Consider the following 20,386-nt stretch of genomic DNA (forward strand, 5'->3'; position numbering starts at 1 on the left):
CTGGGCGCTGGTCCTGCCACGCGCGGCCGAGGGCGCGCCGCCCCCGGCGCCCGACGCCCTGGCCCGGCTGGCCCGCGCCGGCGGCGGCGACGCCCTGCCCGCAGCCGAGGCCCCCGCGCTGATGGCGCGCATCGCCACCGCCCGCACCGCCCGCCTTGCGCGCGAGGACAGCACCCGCCACAGCTTCCGCGACCTTGGCCCGTTCCTTCTGCCGCTGGCGCTTCTGGCGGTCTTCCCGCTGTTTCGGAGGCGCAGATGAAGGTTGCGGCCCTCCTTGCGCTTGGCGGGGTCGCGGCGCTTGCCCTTGCCGGGGCCGAGCCCCTGGCGAAGCTGGCGCTGGCCACCGGGCTGCCCCGGCTGGCGGCGCCCCTGCTCAAGGACCCGGCGGTCCGGGGCGTGGCGCTGTATCGTGCGGGCGATCATGCGGGGGCGGATGACGCGTTTCGCAGGGCGGGGCGCGGATCGACCTATAATCGCGGGCTGTCGCTGGCGGCAACGGGCGATTACCCGCTGTCGCGGGCCTATTTCGACGCGGTGCTGTTCGCCAATCCCGCCGACAGCCAGGCGCGGGAAAACCGCAATGCGGTGAATGCGCTGATCCCTCCGAACCGGGGCGAGGCGAATGCCGCGGGCCGGATCGCGGCGACGGCCATCGCCGTGCCGGGCGGATCGCCGGTGGACGAGATCAAGCGGCTTGGCCGCCCGCTGGACGAGGGCCGCCGCGTCGCCGATGCGGAATGGCTGCAGACCTTGCCCGACGATCCCGGCGAATTCCTGCGCCTGCGGCTGGCCGAGGAACAGCAGCGCCGCCTGTCGATGGGCCTGACCGCCCCCGAGGAGGGCGACCCATGGTGACGCGGCTTCTGGCGATGCTGCTGTGGGTCCTGTCGGCCGCGCCGCTCAGGGCCGAGGGCGATCTGCGGCTGACCATCCTGGCCGCCGATCCCGGCTCCGCGCAGCCGGTGGTGGGCGAGATGGTGGCCCTCACCATCCGCGCCGTCTATGACCGCAAGGTCGCCAATGAAAAGCTGGAGATCGCCCCGACCGACGCCTTCGACTGGATCCAGATCCGGCCCGACGACTGGCGCGAGGAACGTATCGACGGCGCTGCGAAGATCGTGATGGAGCGGCATCTGGCCGTCTGGCCGAAACGGGCGGGCCTGCTGCATTTCGGCCCCGTGCGCCATCACCTGACGGTGATCGACAAACAAAGCCAGCGCCGCGACGTGGTGGTCGCGGCCAAGCCGCTGGCGCTGTCGGTCGGTGAATATCCGGCGCAGCGGGGCTGGCATCTTGCGGCCCGCGCGCTGGAGCTGACCGACGAGCTTTCCACCGATGCCGCGCGGCTGGCCGACGGGCAGGTGGTGACGCGGCGCGTGACGCTGCGGGCGCTGGGGGCGCTGCCCGAGCACCTGCCGCCGCGCCCGGTGGTGTCGGAAAACTGGCTGATCACCTTCGCGCCGCCGGTCGAGCGCAATCTGCTGCTGACCGCCGACGGACCCGTGGCCGAACTGGTCTGGACATGGCAGTTCCGCCCCCATACCGGCGAGCCGGGCGTGCTGGAGCCGGTCAGGATCCCCTGGTTCGACACCAGCCAGCGCCGGTTGCAGGTCGCGGAAATCCCGGCGCTGGCCATCGGCTATGCCAGTTTCTACACCGGGCAGGTGCCGACCGGCCGGCTGGAGGCAGGGCAGGTCGCGGCGCTGGCGGGCAGCCTGGGGTTGGGGCTGCTTCTGGGCCTTGCGCTGGCGGCGCTGCGTCTTGCGCCCGACATGACGGTGGCGGGCTGGCGGCGGATCCGGGACCGTTTCTCGCCCCTCGCATGGGCCGGCTATCTGCGCGCGCGGCGGCGGGGCGACCTGCTGGCGGCGCGCCGCCTGGGCGAACGGATCGGCCTGTCCGCGGCGCGGCTGGCGGCGCTCGACCACGCGATCTATTCCCGCCCGCCCGATTCCCGCGCCTGATTCGCAGATCTCGGCCGAACCCTGCCGCCGCGGGCCCCGGTCGCTACAACCAAGGTCGCGCGGCAGGGCCGGGATCTACACCATTTGGCCGAATTGCCCGGCGGTCTGGCTTCGGTCAGACTGCGCCGGACAGATGAGCCACATCAACGCCACGGGATCCCGGTCCGGTGGAATGCGAAGACCCGCCCGGCGCCGGGCGGCAGCGTGACGACCGGCAATCCGGCCTCTGGCGGCCGAATGCCACGTGATCCATGGACCCCGGGCGACGTCGCCGGTGCGTCCGGCGCCCGGCTGCATGCGTGCGGCCGCGCAAATGCCCCCGAGCCCGATGAACATATTGAGGAGGAACAATATGCGCAGCATCCAGCACGGCATGATCGCCCCCGCCCTGATGGCGGCCCTGGTGACAGCCCTTGCCGCCCCCGCCTTCGCCGATGGCGACGCGGCCAATGGCGAGAAGGCCTTCAGGAAATGCGCCGCCTGCCATACGATCACCGAGGACGGACCATCGCGCGTGGGGCCGAACCTCTATGACATCGTCGGGCGCACGACCGGGGCGGTGGACGGCTTCGCCTTCTCGGCCCCCATGACCGAACTGGGCGAGGAGGGCCATGTCTGGACGCCGGAGGAGCTGGACAGGTTCATCGAGGATCCGAAGGCCGTGGTGCCCGGCACGAAGATGGCCTTCGCCGGCATCAAGAAGCCCGAGGAGCGCGCCGACCTGGTCGCCTATCTGCTGAGCGTCAGCCCCGGTGCCGAGGCAGGTGCGGACTGAACCGCCGCCCGTCGCCGATTTCGGCCCGGCCGCGTCCCTGGAAAGGGGCGCGGTTTTTTCGTGGCGGGCACGCGGGTTCCTCCGCCGGCCATGCCGGCCCAGTCATACTTTCGTTGTGCGGATGGCACCTTTCGTTGACAAGGCGAGACTCACCATCGTTTTATAAGAGTTGAATAAGAGACGAACCTGCGCGGCCCCCAAGGGGAGGGGGGCCTGTCATCGGGACGGGTTCGGGACTCTCGGACAGATCGCTTTTCAGGGAGGATGACGATGAGGAATGCAACGCTTGGGCTTCTGGCCGGACTTCTGGTCTCGGTTGCAGTGCCGGCAATGGCCAATGACTCGGTTCTGGCCGGGCAGGACGACCCGAAACAGTGGTCCATGCAGCTGAGCAACTATGCCGGCACCAGCTATTCCGAACTGGACCAGATCACCAAGGACAATGTCGGCGATCTGCAGGTCGCATGGACCTTCTCGACCGGCGTGCTGCGCGGGCATGAGGGCTCGCCCCTGGTGATCGGCAACGTGATGTATGTCCACACGCCCTTTCCCAACATGGTCTATGCGCTGGACCTGAACGAGGACGGCAAGATCCTGTGGCGCTATGTGCCCGAACAGAATCCCGACGTGATCGGGGTGATGTGCTGCGACACCGTCTATCGCGGGCTGGCCTATGCCGACGAGACGATCTTCCTGCACCAGGCCGATACCACGCTGGTGGCGCTGGACGCCAATACCGGCGACGTGAAATGGTCGGTGGTGAACGGCGATCCCTCGAAGGGCGAGACCAACACCGCCACCGTGACCGTCATCAGGGACAAGGTGATCGTCGGCATCTCGGGCGGCGAATACGGGGTGCGCGGGCATATGACGGCCTATAACACCGCCGATGGCAGCATGGTCTGGCGCGCCTATTCGACCGGGCCGGACGACGAAATGCTGGTCGATCCCGAAGCCACGACACATCTGGGCACGCCCATCGGCGCCGACAGCTCGCTGAACAGCTGGGAAGGCGACCAGTGGCAGATCGGCGGCGGCACGACCTGGGGCTGGACCACCTACGACCCCGAGCTGAACCTGATCTATTACGGCACCGGCAACCCCTCGACCTGGAACCCCAGCCAGCGGCCGGGCGACAACAAGTGGTCGATGACGATCATGGCCCGCGACCCGGATACGGGCATGGCCAAGTGGTTCTACCAGAAGACGCCGCATGACGAATGGGACTATGACGGCGTGAACGAGAACCTGCTGGTCGACAAGGAAATCGACGGCGAGATGCGCAAGCTGCTGGTCAACTTCGACCGCAACGGCTTTGCCTATACGCTGGACCGCGAGACCGGCGAGCTGCTGGTGGCCGAGAAATACGACCCGGCCGTCAACTGGGCCACGCATGTCGACATGGATCCCGAATCCGAGACCTATGGCCGTCCGCAGGTGGTCGCCGAATACTCGACCGAGCAGAATGGCGAGGATGTGAACACCACCGGCATCTGCCCGGCGGCGCTTGGCACCAAGGACCAGCAGCCCTCGACCTATTCGCCGAAAACCGGGCTGTTCTACGTGCCGACCAACCATGTCTGCATGGATTACGAGCCGTTCCGCGTCAGCTATGCGGCTGGCCAGCCCTATGTCGGCGCCACCCTGTCGATGTTCCCCGCGCCGAACAGCCATGGCGGCATGGGCAACTTCATCGCCTGGGACGCCCTCGAGGGCGAGATCAAGTGGTCGCTGCCCGAACAGTTCTCGGTCTGGTCGGGCGCGCTGGCGACGGCGGGCGATGTCGTCTTCTACGGCACGCTGGAGGGCTATCTGAAGGCGGTGGACGCGGAAACGGGCGACGAGCTGTACCGGTTCAAGACCCCGTCGGGCGTGATCGGCAACGTCTTCACCTACGAGCATGACGGCAAGCAATATGTCGGCGTGCTGTCGGGCATCGGTGGCTGGGCGGGCATCGGCCTTGCCGCGGGCCTGACCAACGCCACTGACGGCCTGGGCGCCGTCGGCGGCTATGCGGCCCTGTCCGACTATACCGCGCTTGGCGGGCAGCTGACCGTCTTCAGCCTGCCGAACTGAGGCGCCCGCGGCCACGCGGATCACCGGATGCCGCCCTTCACGGGGCGGCATCGAGCGCATCTGGCCCCCGGGCTCCGTCATGACGCCATGCAACGCCCCGATCGGAACCGGCGAGGAACCATTGCTTCAATGACAGGTGGCGCCATGATCTACAGCGAAAAGCAATATGGCATCTCGGTCGCTGAGCTGGCGAAGCTGAAAGGCGCATTGGCCCGGTCCGAGGGGAAGGATTTCGGGCAGGGCTGGATCAGGAATGTCGAGATCGAGGGGCTGCGCAGCGTCATATCGGATCTGGAGGCCGATATTTCCTATTACGACCTGCTGAATTCCGGGCAGGTCACCTTCTCGAAATCCTTCTCGCTGGAAACGTTGCCCTCGGCGATGATCCAGGCCCGCATCGCGGCCGGCATGAGCCAGGGCGATCTTGCCGCGGCGCTGGGGATCAAGCCGCATCTGCTGCGGCAATACGAGGATACGGGCTATCTGGGCGTTCCGCTGTCGCGGATGATCGAGATCTGCCGGGTCCTGAACGTGCATGTCTCGGTGTCGTTCGAACTGGGGCAGGGGCCGCACAGCGCCGTCCATTGCTGGGAAAGCGTCGAGGAACTGATATGGCAACAGTTCCCGGTCGAGGAAATGGCCCGGCGGGGCTGGTTCGTCGCCCCGGAGGGTGCCGACCTGGTCCAATGCGCCAGATCCTATTTCATGGACGCCGCGGGACCGAATTTCGTGACCGCCAATCACCGCAAGAAATCATGCGCGGCGGGCTTGCCGGACGAATATGCGCTGCTTGCCTGGCAGGCGCGCGTCCTTGAACTGGCCAGGACGCAAAAGGCGGACACGGCCGAGTTCACCCGCGATACCAGCTGGCTGCCCGACCTTGCCGCGCTTGCCGGCCGGGCGGAGGGATCGCGGCAGGTGCGCGATCTGCTGGCCGCAAAAGGTATAATCTGTGTTATGGAACCGAATCTGCCGGGCGTGCATCTGGACGGCGCGGCGATGCTGGGCGAAGGCGGCTGCCCGGTGATCGCGATGACATTGCGCCATGACCGGCTGGACAGCTTCTGGTTCACGCTCTTCCATCAGCTTGGCCATGTGTTTCTTCACCTGTTCGACGGGTTGCGCTTCGATTTCTTCGATGCCGAGGAAGGTCGCCGCAGCGATGCCATCGAACGGCAGGCCGAGCAATTCGCGCTGACCAACCTGATGCCCGGCGCGGACTGGGAAAGCTGCCGGTCGCGCAGGACGCCCTCCGCCGAGGCGGTTCGCAGCGATGCGGAGAGGCTGGGGATCCATGCCGCGATCATCGCCGGACGCATCCGCAGGGAGAGGAACGACTACACGATCCTGTCGGATCTTGTCGGTCCTGGGTTGGTGCGCGCCGGCGGCACGGACCCCGCCAGCCGGGAAATCTAGCCGCCCACGCCGTCCTTTCCGGTCAGAAGCACAGCATCTCGGCTTCGGCCTGGGCGCGGCGCAGGTCGGCCAGCATGGCCGTGCTGGCGGGGCTGCCGCGGAACATCGCCGCCCGTTCGCCCGCCCCCTGCCGCATCCGCAGCACCGTTTCCGCCGACACATAGCGATCGTAGGGCAGGATCGAGGCGATGGCATCCATCGAGCAGGAACAGCGGCGCAGGACGTCCTGCGTCTGGCCATTGGCGGCCATGCAGGCGAAGACATATTCCGCCCGCGCCTCGGTCGGGTAATCGTTCAGCGCCTGCTCGGCCATCGCCGGGGCGACCATCAGCAGCAGCGCCAGAGGAAATTTCAGCATCACTCCTCCTCGATCAGGCTCATGCTTTCAGTATAGCCTCCCTGCCCGGTTCCGGTATCCGCCATAAGTTCGACAAGGCGGGCCGGTTCGTCCGGGTCATAGGTGATCGTCAGCTTCAACTGGCCGAAATCACCCATCCGGGACCTGTTGGGGTCGTCGCGAAACGGGTGCAGTTCCGCGACGGCCAGCCCCTCGACCGCCGCGCCCTGCCCCGAGGCCGCCAGGCTTTCCCGGATGCGGTTGCGGATGTAATGCGGGCTGCCGCCGGTCTGGGCGGTCATGTTCCGAACGGCATTTTCCAGAAACATCAACAGGATGGGGTTCGGTCCATCGACGGGAAACTCGGCCACGACATGCAGCGGCGTCCCGTCCGCCGACAGGCTCAGGGCCAGCTTTTCCTCCTGCGGGTTCCGCGACAGGACCGCGCGCCCGTCCGTCACCGGCTCGGGCAGCGTGATGCCGGTGTCTGCGCCGGCGGGTTCTCTGCCGGGCAGGTGACGGCTATGGGCATAGCGCAGGATCTCGCCCTGCCCGTCCGGGGCGCCGGCATCCACGAACAGCCCCGGTGCCATGATCAGGTCCGACAGCTCTCCTCCGGCTGCCAGATGCGGCAGGCCCAGGGACAGCAGGGTCGCGACAAGCAGTGTTTTCATTCCGGGTTCTCCACCGACAGGACGAAGCCGCGCCGGCGCAGGGTGCGCAGCGCAAGGCCGTAGGGTTCGAAATTGGAAAACTTGCGGCGCAGATAGCCCAGATAGACATCGACCACATTCTCGGTCGAGCCGCCATGCTGCGCCCAGAGCGCGTCGAACAATTCGCCCCGCGTCAGGACCTGTCCCGGCCGGGTCATCAGATAGGCCAGCAGATCGCCCTCGCGCTCGGTCATCACCACCGGCCGCGCGGTGGTTTCCGCCCCGGCCAGCGTGGCGGTCCGGCTGGTCGGGTCATAGACCAGCCGCCCCAGGGTGATCGGCGCCTGCCGGGGCTCGGCGCGGCGCAGCTGCACCTCCAGCCGGGCCAGAAGCTCGGACAGCTGGAAGGGCTTGACGACGTAATCCTGCGCGCCGGCCTCCAGCCCCTCGGCCCGGTCCTCGACCCGGCTCAGCGCCGACAGCATGATCGCGGGCATCCGGTGACCCTGCGAGCGCAGCTCGGCCAGCAGCGTCGCACCGCTTTCGTCGCCCAGCATCATGTCGATGATCGCCGCGTCGCAGCGTTTGCGGGCCAGGAGGCGGGTGGCGGCCTCGGTCGTGTCGGCCCAGTCCACGCGATGGCCGGCCGCGCCCAAGCCGCGCGCCAGCAGCGAGGCGATATCGGAATCGTCTTCGACCACAAGGATATGCGCCATCATGCCTCCTTCCACAGCGGCAATGTCAGCTCCAGCGCCAGCCCGGTTTCCGCCTCGGCCAGCCCCAGGCTGCCGCCCGAGGTTTCCACGACCCAGCGGGCAAGGGCAAGTCCCACGCCGAAACCGCCCCCTCCGTCGCCGCGCGCGAAACGGTCGAAGATCGCCTCGCCCGCGCCCTCGGGCAGGCCCGGCCCGGTATCGGCGATGCTTATCCGGGCCTGGCCGTCCTCGGCCCGCCCGCGGATGGCGACGACCGCCCCGCGCCCGGCATATTTCGCCGCATTCTCGAAAAGCCCCGCGAAGACCTGCCGCAGCCAGTCCGCGTCGCCCCTGACCGCCAGCGCGGGAAGCCGGATATCGGCGGTGACGCCCGCGCGCTTCAGGACCGGCGCCAGGTCCGCCAGGGCGGCCTCGACCGTGGCCGCCAGTTCCACCCGGTCGGCGGCCAGTTCAAGCTGCCCGCTGTCGGATCGGGCGATGCGCAGCAGATCCTCGATCCGCCGGAACAGGCGCTGCGCACGGGTGCCGATGGTGCTAAACGAGGCGCGGGTCTGTTCGTCGTGATGCTGCGCGCCCAGTTCCGCCTCGCCCAGGATGACCGTCAGCGGGGTGCGCAGTTCATGGCCGACATCGGCAAAGAACCTGCGGCGGCGGCGGTCGACCAGTTCCAGGCGGTCATTCGCGGCCGACAGCGCGGCGGTGCGTTCCTCGACGATGGTTTCCAGCCTGGCGCGGCGGCGCTCGATCCGGGCGGCCATCTGCCGCAGCCGGGCGAACATCAGCCCCAACTCGTCCCGCCCGCCGGCGCCGGGCGGCAGGTCGCCCATCGCCATCGAGGAGGCGAAGGCCGTGGCATGGGACAGCCGCCAGAACAGCGGCCGCAACACCGCAAGATAGAGCGCGGCCAGCACCAGCGGGGCGGCAAGGGCGATGCCGATCGCCGCCAGCAGCAGCGGCCGGCGCAGCGCCTCCATCGCGGCAAGGGCGGTGTCGCGGCGGCGGGTTTCGTGCTCGATATGCGCGGCGACGGTGATCGGGGCCTGGGCGGCGTGGAAGGCCAGCGCCGCCTGCCCGGCCGAAGTGTCCGGCGGATTGGCGCGAAGCGCGGTGTCGAGCTGCCGGAACAATGCCCGCAGGCGCGCCGCGATCAGGCTTTGCCGGGCGCGCACGGTCGCCTCGACCTCCGAGGCGGCGGCCTCCACATCCTGCGCGATCAATGCGTCGATGTGATCCAGCGCGGCAAGGACCGGGGCATTGTCGGGAACCGGCTTCGGCCCGCCCGAGACGGTGCCGGGGGGCGCAAGCCAGCCCAGCATCCATTCGTTGACGCGCGCCGACAGCGCGTCATAGGCCTCGATCCGGCGCTGCGCGGCCATCGCCTCGGTCGCATGGGCCTGGGTGCGCTGCAGCCCCCAGGCACCGATGGCCGCCGCCGTCACCGCCAGCAGCGCCAGGACCGCCGCCGCCAGCCACAGGCGCGTCCGAAGGCTTGGCTGGCAGGTCATGGCATCCCCTTCATCGCCTTGAGCAGGGCGTGGATTTCAAGGTCGCGGAACCCGCGTGCGGACCGCCCGGACAGGCCGTCTGCGACACGGCCCCGGCCCAATGGAGACGAAGCGGCGCCGCGGGTCAACGCGGCAGATGCGCGGCAATGGCCCGGCCAAGCGCGAAGGCCCGCTGTTCCAGGATCACCGGCGTCTCGCAGACATAGGTCAGCGATTGCTGGCGATCCTGGAAGATGCGGGTGGACCAGTCGATCTCTTCCTCGATCCGGTCGATGGCGTCGTAATCGGGCGGCTCGGCCGTGTTCAGCCGGGCGAATTCGCGGCGCCGTTCCTTGATCCGGGCATCCAGCGCCTCTTGCTGATGGGCATAGCGGGTGATGCCGGCCATGACCTTGTTGCGCTGCTGCTGGATATGCTCGAACGTCGCCAGGAACAGCCCGACCAGCGCGGGTGTGTCATGGGTTTCGGCGAAATCGGCGATCATCGCCTCGGCCTCGGCCATCGAGGTGCGGCGCAGCGCGATCGCATTGGCAAGGCGCTGGACATCGGCATCGCCGGCATGGGCCTCGGCCTTGTCGTCCGGGGGCGGGCCGCCCCAGATCTGGCCGACCGACAGCGACGGCTGGCGGCGCTGGATGCAGGGCCAGTCGGGATCGGGCGGTCCGGCCGCGAAGGTCGGGGCGGCGGCCAGCCCCCCCAGCAGCAGGGCACAGAAGACGTTGCGGATCATCGCGTTCCTCCTTTCCGGCCGCGCCACAGGCCCTTGGCCGGATCATACATGAAGACGGTGCCCCCGAAAAACAGCACCAGGCAGCCCAGTGTCACCGCCAGGGACAGCGGTTCCACCCGACCGTAAAGCGCGAAACGGATCAGCTCCACCGCATGGGTGAAGGGGTTCAGGGCGCAGATGTCGTGCAGAAGCGGGCTGGATTCGCGCATTCGCCACAGCGGATAGAGCGCCGAGGACGCGAAGAACATCGGGAAGATGACGAAGTTCATCACCCCGGCGAAATTCTCCAGCTGCCGGATCGCGGATGAGATCAGCAGCCCCAGCGATCCCAGCATCATCCCCGCCAGCACCAGCGCCGGCAGGACGGTGACATAGCCGAGCCAGGGCGGCCGGATGCCCCAGAACCAGGCGATCAGCAGGAAGGCATAGACCTGCAGCACCGCCACCAGGACCGAGGCCAGAAGCTTCGATCCCAAGAGGAACCAGCGCGGATAGGGGCTGACCAGCAGGCTGCGCATCGCGCCGGTCTCGCGGTCATAGACCATCGACAGCGAGGACTGCATGCCGGCGAACAGCAGGATCATCCCGCACAGGCCGGGCGTCACATAGACCTCGTAGAGGACATACGTCCGGTAGGGCGGCGTGATCGACAGGCCCAGCACCGAGCGGAAGCCGGCGGCGAAGATGAACAGCCAGACCAGCGGGCGCACCAGCGCCGCCAGGAAGCGTTCCCGCTGGCGGGTGAAGCGCAGGAATTCGCGCCGCGCGATGCCGGCGAAGGCGATGGGCCAGCCCTTCATGCCACCTCTCCGGCCGTCACCTCCGTCACCCCGGTCAGGCGCAGGAAGACATCGGCCAGCGGCGCGTCCCTGGCCAGGTCGGCGGCCCGCGCATCGGCCAGGACCTGCCCCTTGTGCAGCAGCACGACATGATCCGAAGGCGCGATCTCGTCGAAGATATGCGTGGCCCAGAGGGTCGAGACGCCTTCTTCCGCGATCAGGCGGCGGGTCAGGGCCAGAACCTCGGCACGCGCGCGCAGGTCCAAGCCCGCCGTCGCCTCGTCCAGCAGCAGAAGCCGGGGCCGGTGCAGCAGGGCGCGGGCGATCTCGGCGCGGCGCTGCTGGCCGCCCGACAGGGTCGAGGCGCGGGCCGCGGCCTTGTCCGACAGATCGACCAGCGCCAGCACCTCGGCGATCCGCGCCTTCGCGGCGCGCCCGCCGATACCGTGCAGGGCGGCGTGATAGGCAAGGTTCTGGCGCAGGGTCAGGTCGCCGTCCAGCGCGCGGCTTTGAAAGACGACGCCCAGCCGGGCCAGCGCCCGTCCCGGCTGGCGGCGCGCGTCGAAACCCGCGACCGAGATCCGGCCCGAGGTGGAATCGTAAAGCCGGGTGATCAGCGAGAACAGCGTGGTCTTGCCGGCGCCGTTCACGCCCAGAAGGGCGCAGAAACTGCCCGACCCGACGCGGAAACTGACGTCGCGCAGGGCCTGGATTGCGCCGAAGCGGTGGCTGACGCCCTGGATGTCAAGCGCGGGGGCATCACCCCCCGCGCCCGTATCGAGGATCATTCCTTGCGCCGCTCCTTCTCGGTGAAATCGGCATTCAGCTTGATGTCATATTGCCCGTCGGCGCACATCACGTCGTCCAGGTCGAAGCTGCCGTCGTCCTCGACCTCGATATTGTCGGGATCGACCTCGCAGGTCATATCGGCCAGCACCTCGTCGATCCGGGCGATCTGTTCGGGCGTCGGATCCTCGTCGGCGAAGGCGGGCGCCGCGAAGGCGGCCAGCGTGGTGGCAAGAAGCAGGCGTTTCATGGGACTCCTCCTGTGTTGGGTTCAGCGGATATGGAACACGGCGCGCTGGCTTTCCCCGGAGGATCCGGGGATCGACAGCGTATAGCTGCCGGGCGTGATGGCGATGAAGCTGATCTCGGCCTCGCCCGCATCGTCGAATTCCAGCGAATGCACGCCCATCGGGCGGACCTCGATCTTGTTGATGACGATCTCGTTGATCCAGATCGCGCGGAAGAAATCGCCGCCCGACAGCGCCAGCTCGGCAGAGCCGTCGGCCACGATGTTCATCTTGTAATAGGTGCCCGATTTCAGCTCGTATTCCTCTTCCGCCACGGGCTTGCCCGAACCCAGCGTCAGCGGTGCCAGCGTCTCGCGGTTCTTGTTGGCCATCAGCCCGGCAAAGCCATAGTCGAACGGCTGCGCCACGGCGCCGCCTGCGGCCAGCATCGCGGCCCCGATAATCCATGCCTTCAACATTTTCTCCCCCTCAGTCTGATTTCACCGCCACGACCCCCCAGGGCTGTTCGCCCACGGGAACCGACACCGTCACCGTGTCGGTTTCGGTATCGATGACCGAGATGTCGTTGGAATTGCCGTTCGTCGTGTAAAGGAACCTGCCATCGGGCGAGAAGCCCAGCTGCCAGACCCGCTGGCCGACCAGCAGGTAGTCCGTGACCTCGAGGCTGGCCACGTCGATGACGGCGACCCGGTTCGCGGGCCCCAGCGCGACATAGGCCTTGGTGCCGTCGGCCGTGACCCGCAGGCCCACCGGCTGCAACGCCTCGGGCAAAACGCCGGCGACCTCGAACTCGATCTTCTTGGTGATCTCGTTCGTGGCCGGGTCGATCACGCTGACCGTGCCGCCGATTTCCGCCGTCACGAACAGCAGGCTGCCGTCGGGCGTGTATTCGGCGAAGCGCGGGCGCGAATCGACCAGCACATTGGCCACGATCTCATAGGTTTCGGTGTCGATCATATGCGCCATGTTCGTGGTCTCCGAGGTGTTGACCACGATCTTGCCGTCCGGACTGACGCCCATGCCCTCGGGCTCGACCCCCACCGGGACCTCGGCCAGGACCTGCCGGGTTTCGACATCGACCACGGTGACGATATTGTCGTCCTCGTTGGCGATGAACAGCGGATTGCCCGAGGGATGCAGCACGAACAGCTCGGGGTCGGGACCCGAGGGCAGCGAGGGCAGCTCCTCGTAGGTTTCCGCGTCATAGACCCGCACCAGGTTGTCGTCCGAGGCGCAGACATAGATGATCTTGCCATCGGGCGAGGCGGTGATGCCGCGCGGGCGCTGCATCCCGCTGATCGTGTGGATCACCTCAAGGCTGTCGGAATCCAGCACGGTGATGGTGTTGCCCTTCTCATTGGACACGAAGATCTTGTCGGCCAGTGCCGGCCCGGCGGTCAGCGCCGTGCAGCAGGCCAGTATCGCCAGTCTCATGGTTTCCCCCCATTATCGCTCGCATTCCGTTTCGCCCTGGTCGATGCCCAGGGTGTCCAGCTGGCTGACCTGGTGCAGGAATTCCTCCTGCGGGCTGACCGAGGCCACGACATTGCCCGCGCTCAGCAGCACCGGCTGGCGCAGCTGGCCGTCCCAGTCGCGGAAGCTCAGGCTCTGGCCCTTGAAGGCCGCCAGGTCGAAATCCCCGGACAGGATGAAATCCCGGATCGCCGCGAAATCGCCGCCCTGGGTGCGGGTCGCGGCCTCGCCGATCGCGCGCAGGGCCATCCAGACCTGGTAATCCTCGTCCCGCGCCGGGCGGTTCGCCAGCCTTTCGAACCGGGTCTGGAACTGGGTCGCGCCCCAGGCCTCATGCGCGGGATGCCAGCTTTCCGGCACCAGCCCCGAGGATCCCGCGACCGGCCGCGCGTCCCAGGTGTGATAGGGCAGCCAGTCGGCAAAGACCCCTGCCCTGTCGGCGGCGACCACGACGTGATGGTCCCGCGCCCGCTGGGTGAAGACGGGCATCTGCTTTTGCACCTGCACATGGCCGCTGTCGGTGCGCCTGGCGCCGCCGGTATCCTCGTAGACCCGTTCCTCGACGATCCGGGCGCCGAATTTCTCGGCCGCGCGGCGATAGGCGGCGGCAAGGGCCTGGTCCTGCGGGTGGCTGCCCTCGATCAGGAACCAGTCGGTCCATTTCTTCCAGACCAGGTATTGCGCCAGCGCATCGGCGATCATCGAATCCGACGGCGCCACATGCAGCAGGTTCGCGCGGCAATCCGCGCCGCGCAGCGAATCCTCGGGCGCCATGGCGTTGAAGACCAGCGCCCGGTCGCCCGCCAGGTCGGCAAGGCGCAGCGTCATGGGCGCGTCGGCCAGCAGGACGATATAGGGGACACCCTCGTCCAGGAGCCGCGAGATCTCGGCCTCGGCACTCTCGGGCGTCGCGGCGATGGTTTCGGTGGTGAAGCTCTGCCCCATGAAGCCGCCGGTCGTGGCATTGTCGGCCGTGCCCAGTTCGGCGCCGGCGAAGCCCAGATCCTCGGGTACCAGGTCCAGCCGAGAGATCGGCGCCGGACCCGGCGCATCGACCCTGAGGACCGCGGCCCGGTATTCGACCTCGGCCCGCGCGGGCAGCGCGGCGGCAAGGCAAAGGACGACACTCGCAACGGCGAGTCGATGGATATCGCGCATGTGATCCTCCCTGCCCGGATTGAGGCATGAGCGGCCGGATCGGCAAAGAGTTTTTCGGTAATAAGAATATAATAATTACTTATTTTTAAAGAATATAATACCTTTGTCTGAATTTTCCGGCCGGTTTCGCCGCGAGCTGGTCCATGCGGCTGCCGCTGCGTGCAGTCCGCCCGCGCCGTCGCGATGAGCGGAATGCGCATCGCCCCGCGCGGAAGGTCCGGGCGGGGTCGGTTCAGCGATGTCGGTCGGTGTCGCGCCGGGTCGCTCAGAGGTCCTGGGACGCGGCAGCGGGCTCGGCTTCGGGTTTCAGCGCCTTGCCATAGTCGTCCACCAGCGGCACGCCGGCCTCGCGCAGGATCGCGTCGATCTCGTCCTGGTGGCGGCGGATCATGCTGTTCAGCTCGCGCTTCCAGACATCCTCGCCGGCCCGGACCCCCATGGTGATGCGGAAGAACAGCCGCGGCGTCGCGGTTTCCTTCAGCAGCGGGATCATCTTCAGCTCGGCGTCGTCCTTCAGCATCGGCCCGGCGATCGGCCCCCACAGCAGGGCGGCATCGGTCACGCCCTCGCGCACGTCGCGCAGCATGTCCTCGGCCGGGCTTTCGACGCGGCGGTCGGTCATCAGGTCATAGGGCTTGGCGTCCTTCATCATCCCCAGCCGCGCGACATGGGTGGTCGGCGGCGCCCCGGCGACGACGCCGATCCTGCGGCCCTTCAGCGCCGGGTCGGACAGGTGGTCGACATCGGCCAGATCCCCGTCGCCGCGCACCACCAGCACATGGGTCGATGTGTAATAATGGTTGGTGTTCAGGACCAGCTCATCACCCTGCGCGAAGCCGATCACCACGTCGCATCTGCCCAGGCTCAGCGTCTGGCGCACGAAGCCGATGACCTGCGGGAACCAGGTGTATTGCACGGGCACGTCCAGCTTTTCGGCGAACAGATCGGCGATCCGGTTCTCGAAACCGCTGCCGTCCTGCGACGACAGCGGCGAATTCGCGGGATCGGCGCAGACGCGGAATGCCGCCCGATCCACCAGGTCGGCCACCTGCGCCTGCGCCGGCATTGCCAGCGCGGTCAGCAGGACGGCCGGAAGGATCCGCCGCATCGTCATCCTCCCATGCAGTTCGCTTCGGCTTCCGCATATTCCTCGGGCTTGTCGGCCCGTTTCGCGGGACGGCCACGCGGTATCGCCTCGGTGCCGCGCGCGCGCAGATAGGTATAGATGTCGTCCAGATAGCACATCACGTTGGGATTGGTGCCGAAAGCCGGCATCACCTGGTTGTCCGAGGCCCCTACCCTCTGCTTGCCGCTGGCGACGACGGCGTAGAAGTCATAGTAATCCATCCGCATGGCCGAGGTCTTCAGGCCGGGCGCATAGGTGGACCCTTCGCCGTCGGGTCCGTGGCACACATGGCATTCCGCATGATAGCGACGATAGCCCGAAAAGGTCGGCCAGTCGACGGTGCCGTCCTCCTCGATCTTGTAGGTCGGGATCTCTTCGGCGTTGAACCAGCGGACACCATCGTTGTTGACCGGCTCGACATCGGGATCCTGGGCGAATGCGGCGGTCGTGAACAGAGTGGCTAGTGCCAGGAACGGCATGGCGGCGCGCATCGGTTCTCCTCCCAGAGACGATAAGACTATAATAAGATGGTAGAGGCTTCCCGACCCGCGACAATTCCCACTTTAGTCTGGCAGGAAGTTCGGCGGAGTTTTTGCCCATGAATAATCATTTTATATCAGCATATTGAAGTCATATCATGATATTCTGCCTGAGCTTTCCTCGGGCCGAAACGGCGGCGGAAACCGCGCGCCGCCGACATGACCCCCTCGCCGGCATCCGCGATCGGGCCGGGAATCGCGGCGCAAACAGCGCGGTTGACCCGGCCTGCCCGATGCGGCATGTCCGGCGGCGATGGTTCCCGGCCGGCCAGGCCGTCCGGGTGAAAAGGGAACGCGGTGCGGCACCCGCAAGGGTGCCAATTCCGCGACTGCCCCCGCAACTGTAGGCGGAGAGCGAGCCCCACACGGCCACTGGCGCGATCCCGCGCCGGGAAGGCGGGGCAAGCCGCGACCCGCGAGTCAGGAGACCTGCCATCGCCATGTCAACCAAACCGGGCGGGGTGCCCCGGAAGGAGCAGCGATGACCGGATCACGGCAGCGGCACGTCATGTCCGCCCCCTACCCGCCAGGCCGATTGCCGCCTGTGCCTGCGCGCCTGCGCAGCGCCTGCTTCCGGCCCCGTCCCTTCCCCGCCGAAGGACGCCTTTCATGAGCCTAAGATTCGCCTCTCTGACCCTGGCCGCCGCCCTCTGTGCGGCATCCGCCGCGCAGGCCCAGACCGACTATCCGCTGACCATCGACAATTGCGGCTTTCCGATCAGCTTCGACGGCCCGCCCGAAAACGTCGTCGCCATCGGCCAGGCCGCGACCGAGGTGCTCTACGCGCTCGGCGTCCAGGACCGCATGGCCGGGACCTCGCTGTGGTTCAACGAGGTGCTGCCGGAATTCGCCGATGCCGATGCGACGGTCGAGCGGCTGGCCGACAACGCGCCCAGCTTCGAATCGGTGGTGAACAAGCGTCCCGGCTTCGTGCCGACGATGTTCGAATGGATGGTCGGCGCGCAGGGCGTCGTCGGGACGCGCGAGCAATTCGCCGACCTGGGGATCCCGACCTACATCATGCCCCCCGATTGCGAGGGCAAGGACAACCTGGTCGGCGCCGACGGCACCCGCCTTGCGCCCTTCGACATCGCGACGCTCTACAAGTCGATCGAGGAGATGGCCGCGATCATGGACCGCGCGGAACGCGGCGCCGAGATCGTCACTGACCTGAAGGCGCGAGAGGCGGCGGTGGTCGAGCGCGCCGAGGCGCTGGATCTGCCGGACGCCTCGGCGGTGGTGTGGTTTTCGTCGGCGGATATGGAGCTTGACCCCTATGTCGCCGGGCGCAAGGGCATCCCGGCCTGGATGCTGGAGCGTCTGGGCCTGCGCAACGTGATCGAATCCGACGAGGAATGGCCCACCGTGGGCTGGGAAAGCATCGCCAAGGCCGATCCCTCGGTCATCGTCCTGGCCCGAATGGACCGCCGCCGCTTCCCGGCCGACGATTACGAACGCAAGCTGGAATTCCTGAAAAGCGACCCGGTGACCAGCCACATGAGTGCCGTGAAACAGGACCGCATCGTCATCCTGGACGCCGAGGCGATGCATGCCTCGATCCGGCTGATCGATGGGCTGGAGACGCTGGCCGAGGGCATGGCGGCGCTGAAGGAATGAGCCTGACGCTGACCGGGATACCCGCGCGGCGCGGCGGGCTGGCGCTGCGCGCGGCGGGGATCGTGCTGATCCTGGTCGCCGCGCCGCTGGCCGGGATCTGCATCGGCGAGACGCGGATCCCGGTCGGCACCGTGGCGCAGGTGCTGGCCAACCGGCTGTGGGACGCGGGCTATCCGGTCGATCCCATCGACGAGGGCATCATCTGGGCCTATCGCCTGACCCGCGCGCTGGTCGCCGGTGCCTGCGGGGCGGGGCTGGCGATCTGCGGGGTGATCCTGCAATCGCTGCTGCGCAACGCGCTGGCCGATCCCTATCTGCTGGGGATCTCGGCCGGGGCCTCGACCGGGGCGGTGCTGGTCGCGGTCGCGGGCCTGGGCGCGGCCTTCCTGCCGATGTCGGCGGGCGCGCTGATCGGGGCGCTGCTGGCCTTCGCGCTGGTGACGATGCTTGCCCGGCTGGCCGGAGGCGGCGCAGGCGCGCGCGGCGCGGGCCAGATCGTGCTGGCGGGCATCGCCGGTTCGCAGCTGTTCAACGCCCTGACCTCGTTCATCATCGCGCGTTCGGCCAATGCCGAACAGGCGCGTGGCATCATGTTCTGGCTGCTTGGCAACCTGTCGGGCGTGCGCTGGGACGATGTGCGGCTGGCCCTGCCCGCCGCGCTGCTGGCCGTGGCGGTCGGGCTGTGGCATGTGCGGGCGCTGGACGCCTTCACCTTCGGGGCGGAATCGGCGGCCTCGCTGGGGGTGCCGGTGCGCCGGGTGCAGGCGGTGCTGATCCTGGCCGCAGCGATGGCGACGGCGGTGATGGTCTCGATCGTGGGCTCGATCGGCTTCGTCGGGCTGGTCGTGCCCCATGCCGCGCGGTTCCTGGTCGGCGTGCGCCATGCGCGGCTGGTACCCGCCGCGGCGCTGATCGGGATGGTCTTCCTGATCGCGGCCGACATCCTGTCGCGCGTCATGGTGCCCGGCCAGGTCCTGCCCATCGGCGTGGTGACCGCGCTGGTCGGCGCCCCGGTCTTCGCGCTGATCCTGATCCGGCGCCGGTCCGCGCCATGATGCTCCGCGCCACCGATCTGGGCTGGCACACGCGCGGCCGCGCCATCGTAAAGGGCGTCACCCTGCAGGTCGCCAGGGGCGAGGTGCTGGGGCTGATCGGTCCCAACGGCTCGGGCAAGTCGACGCTGCTGCGGCTGCTGTCGGGGCTGCTGAAACCCTCCTCCGGCCGGGTCGAGCTGGCCGGACACCCGCTGTCCCGGCTGAGCCGGCGCGACATCGCCCGCATCCTCGCCTTCGTCGCCCAGCAGGCCGACACCTCGGACCGCATCACCGTGCGCGACGCGGTAGAGCTGGGCCGCACCCCCTGGCTGGACGCCCTGCGCCCCTGGTCCGCCGAGGATGACCACCACGTCGCCACCGCCCTGGCCACGGTCGAGATGCAGGGCTTCGAGACCCGCGACTGGATCACCCTGTCGGGCGGCGAACGCCAGCGCGTCCATATCGCCCGCGCCCTGGCGCAATGCCCCCAGGTGCTGCTGCTGGACGAGCCGACCAACCACCTGGACATCCACCACCAGCTGGCGATCCTGCGGCTGATCGCCCGGCTGGGGCTGACCACGGTGGTGGCGCTGCACGATCTCAACCAGGCGATGGGCTGCGACCGGCTGGCGGTGATGCAGGGCGGCCGGCTGATCGCGCTGGGAACCCCCGCCGCCATCCTGACCCCGGACCTTCTGCATCGCGTCTTCGCGGTGCGCGCCACCGAACTGACCGACCCCGAGGACGGCTCGCGGGTGCTTCGCTTCCATCACGTGACCTGACGAAAGGAGATGCCATGCGCGCCCTGATCCTGGCCCTCGGCCTTCTCGCCAGCCCGGCCGCCGCCGCCGAGCTTTACGAAGTCAAGATGCTGAATCGCAACGAAACCGGCGGCATGGTGTTCGAGCCGGACTATCTGCGGCTGCAGCCTGGCGACCGGGTGAAATTCCTGGCCACCCACGCCACCCACAACGCCGCGTCGATGGCCGAGATGCTGCCCGCGGGGGCCGACAGCTTCAAGGGCCAGATCAACGAGGAAATCGAGATCACCTTTACCGAGGCCGGCTTCTACGGCATCAAGTGCATCCCGCATTACGCCATGGGCATGGTGATGCTGGTGCAGGTCGGCGACGCCCCCGCCGCGGACGCGACGATCCCCGAGGATCTGCCCGAACAGGCCGCCGCCCGCTTCCGCGCCATCATCCAGCGCGCCGCCCCCGACAATGGCTGACCGCGCGTTTCTTCGTTGCCCAAATACCCCTCCGAACGCTTGAGGGCCGGAACTCTCGGATCGGCCCCAAAGCTTCAAGTAAGTCCTAATATTTAAATAACAAATATTTGTAATAATTTAAAATTTACAAGGAAATCCCTGTCAGCCGCCATGCAGCGCCCTGTTTACTGTCGCCCGCATCCCTGCACAGCCGCAATTGACGAACATTCCATGAACATATATT

General features: G+C 67.8%; 22 protein-coding genes, 1 pseudogene and 1 riboswitch. Of the genes and pseudogenes, 10 read left to right on the plus strand and 13 right to left on the minus strand.

Annotated features, from left to right (window positions below):
• From C9E82_RS24595 to C9E82_RS17465, 6 genes and pseudogenes are all read left to right on the plus strand, one after another.
• Positions 1 to 259 (plus strand): annotated as a pseudogene (locus tag C9E82_RS24595) (VWA domain-containing protein); the annotation flags it as partial.
• Positions 256 to 855: a tetratricopeptide repeat protein gene (locus C9E82_RS17440; RefSeq protein ID WP_119897280.1), complete on the plus strand. Its 600-nt coding sequence runs from the start codon at positions 256 to 258 to the stop codon at positions 853 to 855. The pseudogene C9E82_RS24595 and the gene C9E82_RS17440, both read left to right, overlap by 4 nt.
• A complete protein-coding gene (locus tag C9E82_RS17445) occupies positions 849 to 1,964 on the plus strand; it encodes a BatD family protein (protein WP_119897281.1) in 1,116 nt (371 codons plus the stop codon). Before C9E82_RS17440 ends, C9E82_RS17445 begins: the two co-directional genes overlap by 7 nt.
• Positions 1,965 to 2,316: 352 nt before the next feature.
• Positions 2,317 to 2,739 (plus strand): c-type cytochrome, encoded by a 423-nt coding sequence (locus C9E82_RS17455; RefSeq protein WP_240643467.1) that lies wholly within the window; start codon positions 2,317 to 2,319, stop codon positions 2,737 to 2,739.
• 270 nt (positions 2,740 to 3,009) lie between these two features.
• Positions 3,010 to 4,815, plus strand: a complete 1,806-nt coding sequence (locus tag C9E82_RS17460; RefSeq protein WP_119897283.1) for a methanol/ethanol family PQQ-dependent dehydrogenase — start codon at positions 3,010 to 3,012, stop codon at positions 4,813 to 4,815.
• A gap of 144 nt (positions 4,816 to 4,959) precedes the next feature.
• Entirely contained in the window at positions 4,960 to 6,231 is a 1,272-nt protein-coding gene (locus C9E82_RS17465; RefSeq protein WP_119897284.1) for an XRE family transcriptional regulator, read from the plus strand.
• Between the two features lie 22 nt (positions 6,232 to 6,253).
• On the opposite strand, the gene C9E82_RS17470 is transcribed toward C9E82_RS17465, so the two are convergent.
• The 13 genes from C9E82_RS17470 to C9E82_RS17530 form a co-directional block, all read right to left on the minus strand.
• Positions 6,254 to 6,589, minus strand: coding sequence for a hypothetical protein (locus C9E82_RS17470; RefSeq protein ID WP_119897285.1), 336 nt, complete (start codon positions 6,587 to 6,589; stop codon positions 6,254 to 6,256).
• Positions 6,589 to 7,242 (minus strand): hypothetical protein, encoded by a 654-nt coding sequence (locus C9E82_RS17475; RefSeq protein WP_119897286.1) that lies wholly within the window; start codon positions 7,240 to 7,242, stop codon positions 6,589 to 6,591. Before C9E82_RS17475 ends, C9E82_RS17470 begins: the two co-directional genes overlap by 1 nt.
• Positions 7,239 to 7,937: a response regulator transcription factor gene (locus C9E82_RS17480; protein ID WP_119897287.1), complete on the minus strand. Its 699-nt coding sequence runs from the start codon at positions 7,935 to 7,937 to the stop codon at positions 7,239 to 7,241. Before C9E82_RS17480 ends, C9E82_RS17475 begins: the two co-directional genes overlap by 4 nt.
• Positions 7,937 to 9,442, minus strand: a complete 1,506-nt coding sequence (locus tag C9E82_RS17485) for a sensor histidine kinase (protein WP_119897288.1) — start codon at positions 9,440 to 9,442, stop codon at positions 7,937 to 7,939. The genes C9E82_RS17480 and C9E82_RS17485 overlap by 1 nt, the downstream gene beginning before the upstream one ends.
• 124 nt (positions 9,443 to 9,566) lie before the next feature.
• Positions 9,567 to 10,172 carry a hypothetical protein gene (locus C9E82_RS17490; RefSeq protein ID WP_119897289.1) on the minus strand — a complete coding sequence of 202 codons (606 nt, stop codon included), beginning with the start codon at positions 10,170 to 10,172 and terminating at the stop codon, positions 9,567 to 9,569.
• Positions 10,169 to 10,972 (minus strand): ABC transporter permease, encoded by an 804-nt coding sequence (locus C9E82_RS17495; RefSeq protein WP_119897290.1) that lies wholly within the window; start codon positions 10,970 to 10,972, stop codon positions 10,169 to 10,171. The genes C9E82_RS17490 and C9E82_RS17495 overlap by 4 nt, the downstream gene beginning before the upstream one ends.
• On the minus strand, positions 10,969 to 11,739 hold the full coding sequence (locus tag C9E82_RS17500; RefSeq protein WP_119897291.1) for an ATP-binding cassette domain-containing protein: 771 nt from the start codon (positions 11,737 to 11,739) through the stop codon (positions 10,969 to 10,971). The genes C9E82_RS17495 and C9E82_RS17500 overlap by 4 nt, the downstream gene beginning before the upstream one ends.
• Positions 11,736 to 11,987, minus strand: coding sequence for a PepSY domain-containing protein (locus tag C9E82_RS17505; RefSeq protein ID WP_119897292.1), 252 nt, complete (start codon positions 11,985 to 11,987; stop codon positions 11,736 to 11,738). Before C9E82_RS17505 ends, C9E82_RS17500 begins: the two co-directional genes overlap by 4 nt.
• Before the next feature lie 21 nt (positions 11,988 to 12,008).
• Positions 12,009 to 12,443, minus strand: a complete 435-nt coding sequence (locus C9E82_RS17510; RefSeq protein WP_205962145.1) for a cupredoxin domain-containing protein — start codon at positions 12,441 to 12,443, stop codon at positions 12,009 to 12,011.
• Between the two features lie 10 nt (positions 12,444 to 12,453).
• Positions 12,454 to 13,419, minus strand: coding sequence for a PQQ-dependent catabolism-associated beta-propeller protein (locus C9E82_RS17515; protein WP_119897293.1), 966 nt, complete (start codon positions 13,417 to 13,419; stop codon positions 12,454 to 12,456).
• Between the two features lie 12 nt (positions 13,420 to 13,431).
• Positions 13,432 to 14,616, minus strand: coding sequence for an ABC transporter substrate-binding protein (locus C9E82_RS17520; RefSeq protein ID WP_119897294.1), 1,185 nt, complete (start codon positions 14,614 to 14,616; stop codon positions 13,432 to 13,434).
• 265 nt (positions 14,617 to 14,881) lie between these two features.
• Entirely contained in the window at positions 14,882 to 15,724 is an 843-nt protein-coding gene (locus tag C9E82_RS17525; RefSeq protein WP_119897295.1) for a substrate-binding domain-containing protein, read from the minus strand.
• 2 nt (positions 15,725 to 15,726) lie between these two features.
• Positions 15,727 to 16,233, minus strand: a complete 507-nt coding sequence (locus tag C9E82_RS17530) for a c-type cytochrome, methanol metabolism-related (protein ID WP_240643468.1) — start codon at positions 16,231 to 16,233, stop codon at positions 15,727 to 15,729.
• Between the two features lie 285 nt (positions 16,234 to 16,518).
• Positions 16,519 to 16,732, plus strand: a riboswitch (cobalamin riboswitch).
• A 158-nt stretch (positions 16,733 to 16,890) separates the two neighbouring features.
• On the opposite strand from C9E82_RS17530, the gene C9E82_RS24820 reads away from it, so the two are divergent.
• Genes C9E82_RS24820 through C9E82_RS17550 form a run of 4 tightly spaced genes read left to right on the plus strand, consistent with a single transcriptional unit; the run spans position 16,891 to position 20,163 of the window.
• Positions 16,891 to 17,898, plus strand: a complete 1,008-nt coding sequence (locus C9E82_RS24820) for an ABC transporter substrate-binding protein (RefSeq protein WP_119897296.1) — start codon at positions 16,891 to 16,893, stop codon at positions 17,896 to 17,898.
• Complete coding sequence (locus C9E82_RS17540; protein WP_119897297.1) at positions 17,895 to 18,953, plus strand: FecCD family ABC transporter permease; 1,059 nt, start codon at positions 17,895 to 17,897, stop codon at positions 18,951 to 18,953. Before C9E82_RS24820 ends, C9E82_RS17540 begins: the two co-directional genes overlap by 4 nt.
• Positions 18,950 to 19,714 carry an ABC transporter ATP-binding protein gene (locus tag C9E82_RS17545; RefSeq protein ID WP_119897298.1) on the plus strand — a complete coding sequence of 255 codons (765 nt, stop codon included), beginning with the start codon at positions 18,950 to 18,952 and terminating at the stop codon, positions 19,712 to 19,714. The genes C9E82_RS17540 and C9E82_RS17545 overlap by 4 nt, the downstream gene beginning before the upstream one ends.
• 14 nt (positions 19,715 to 19,728) lie before the next feature.
• On the plus strand, positions 19,729 to 20,163 hold the full coding sequence (locus C9E82_RS17550; protein ID WP_119897299.1) for a pseudoazurin: 435 nt from the start codon (positions 19,729 to 19,731) through the stop codon (positions 20,161 to 20,163).
• Positions 20,164 to 20,386: the final 223 nt, after the last annotated feature.

The sequence above is a fragment of the Paracoccus sigandri genome (assembly GCF_003709565.1).
GTDB classification, from domain to species: Bacteria; Pseudomonadota; Alphaproteobacteria; order Rhodobacterales; family Rhodobacteraceae; genus Paracoccus; species Paracoccus siganidrum.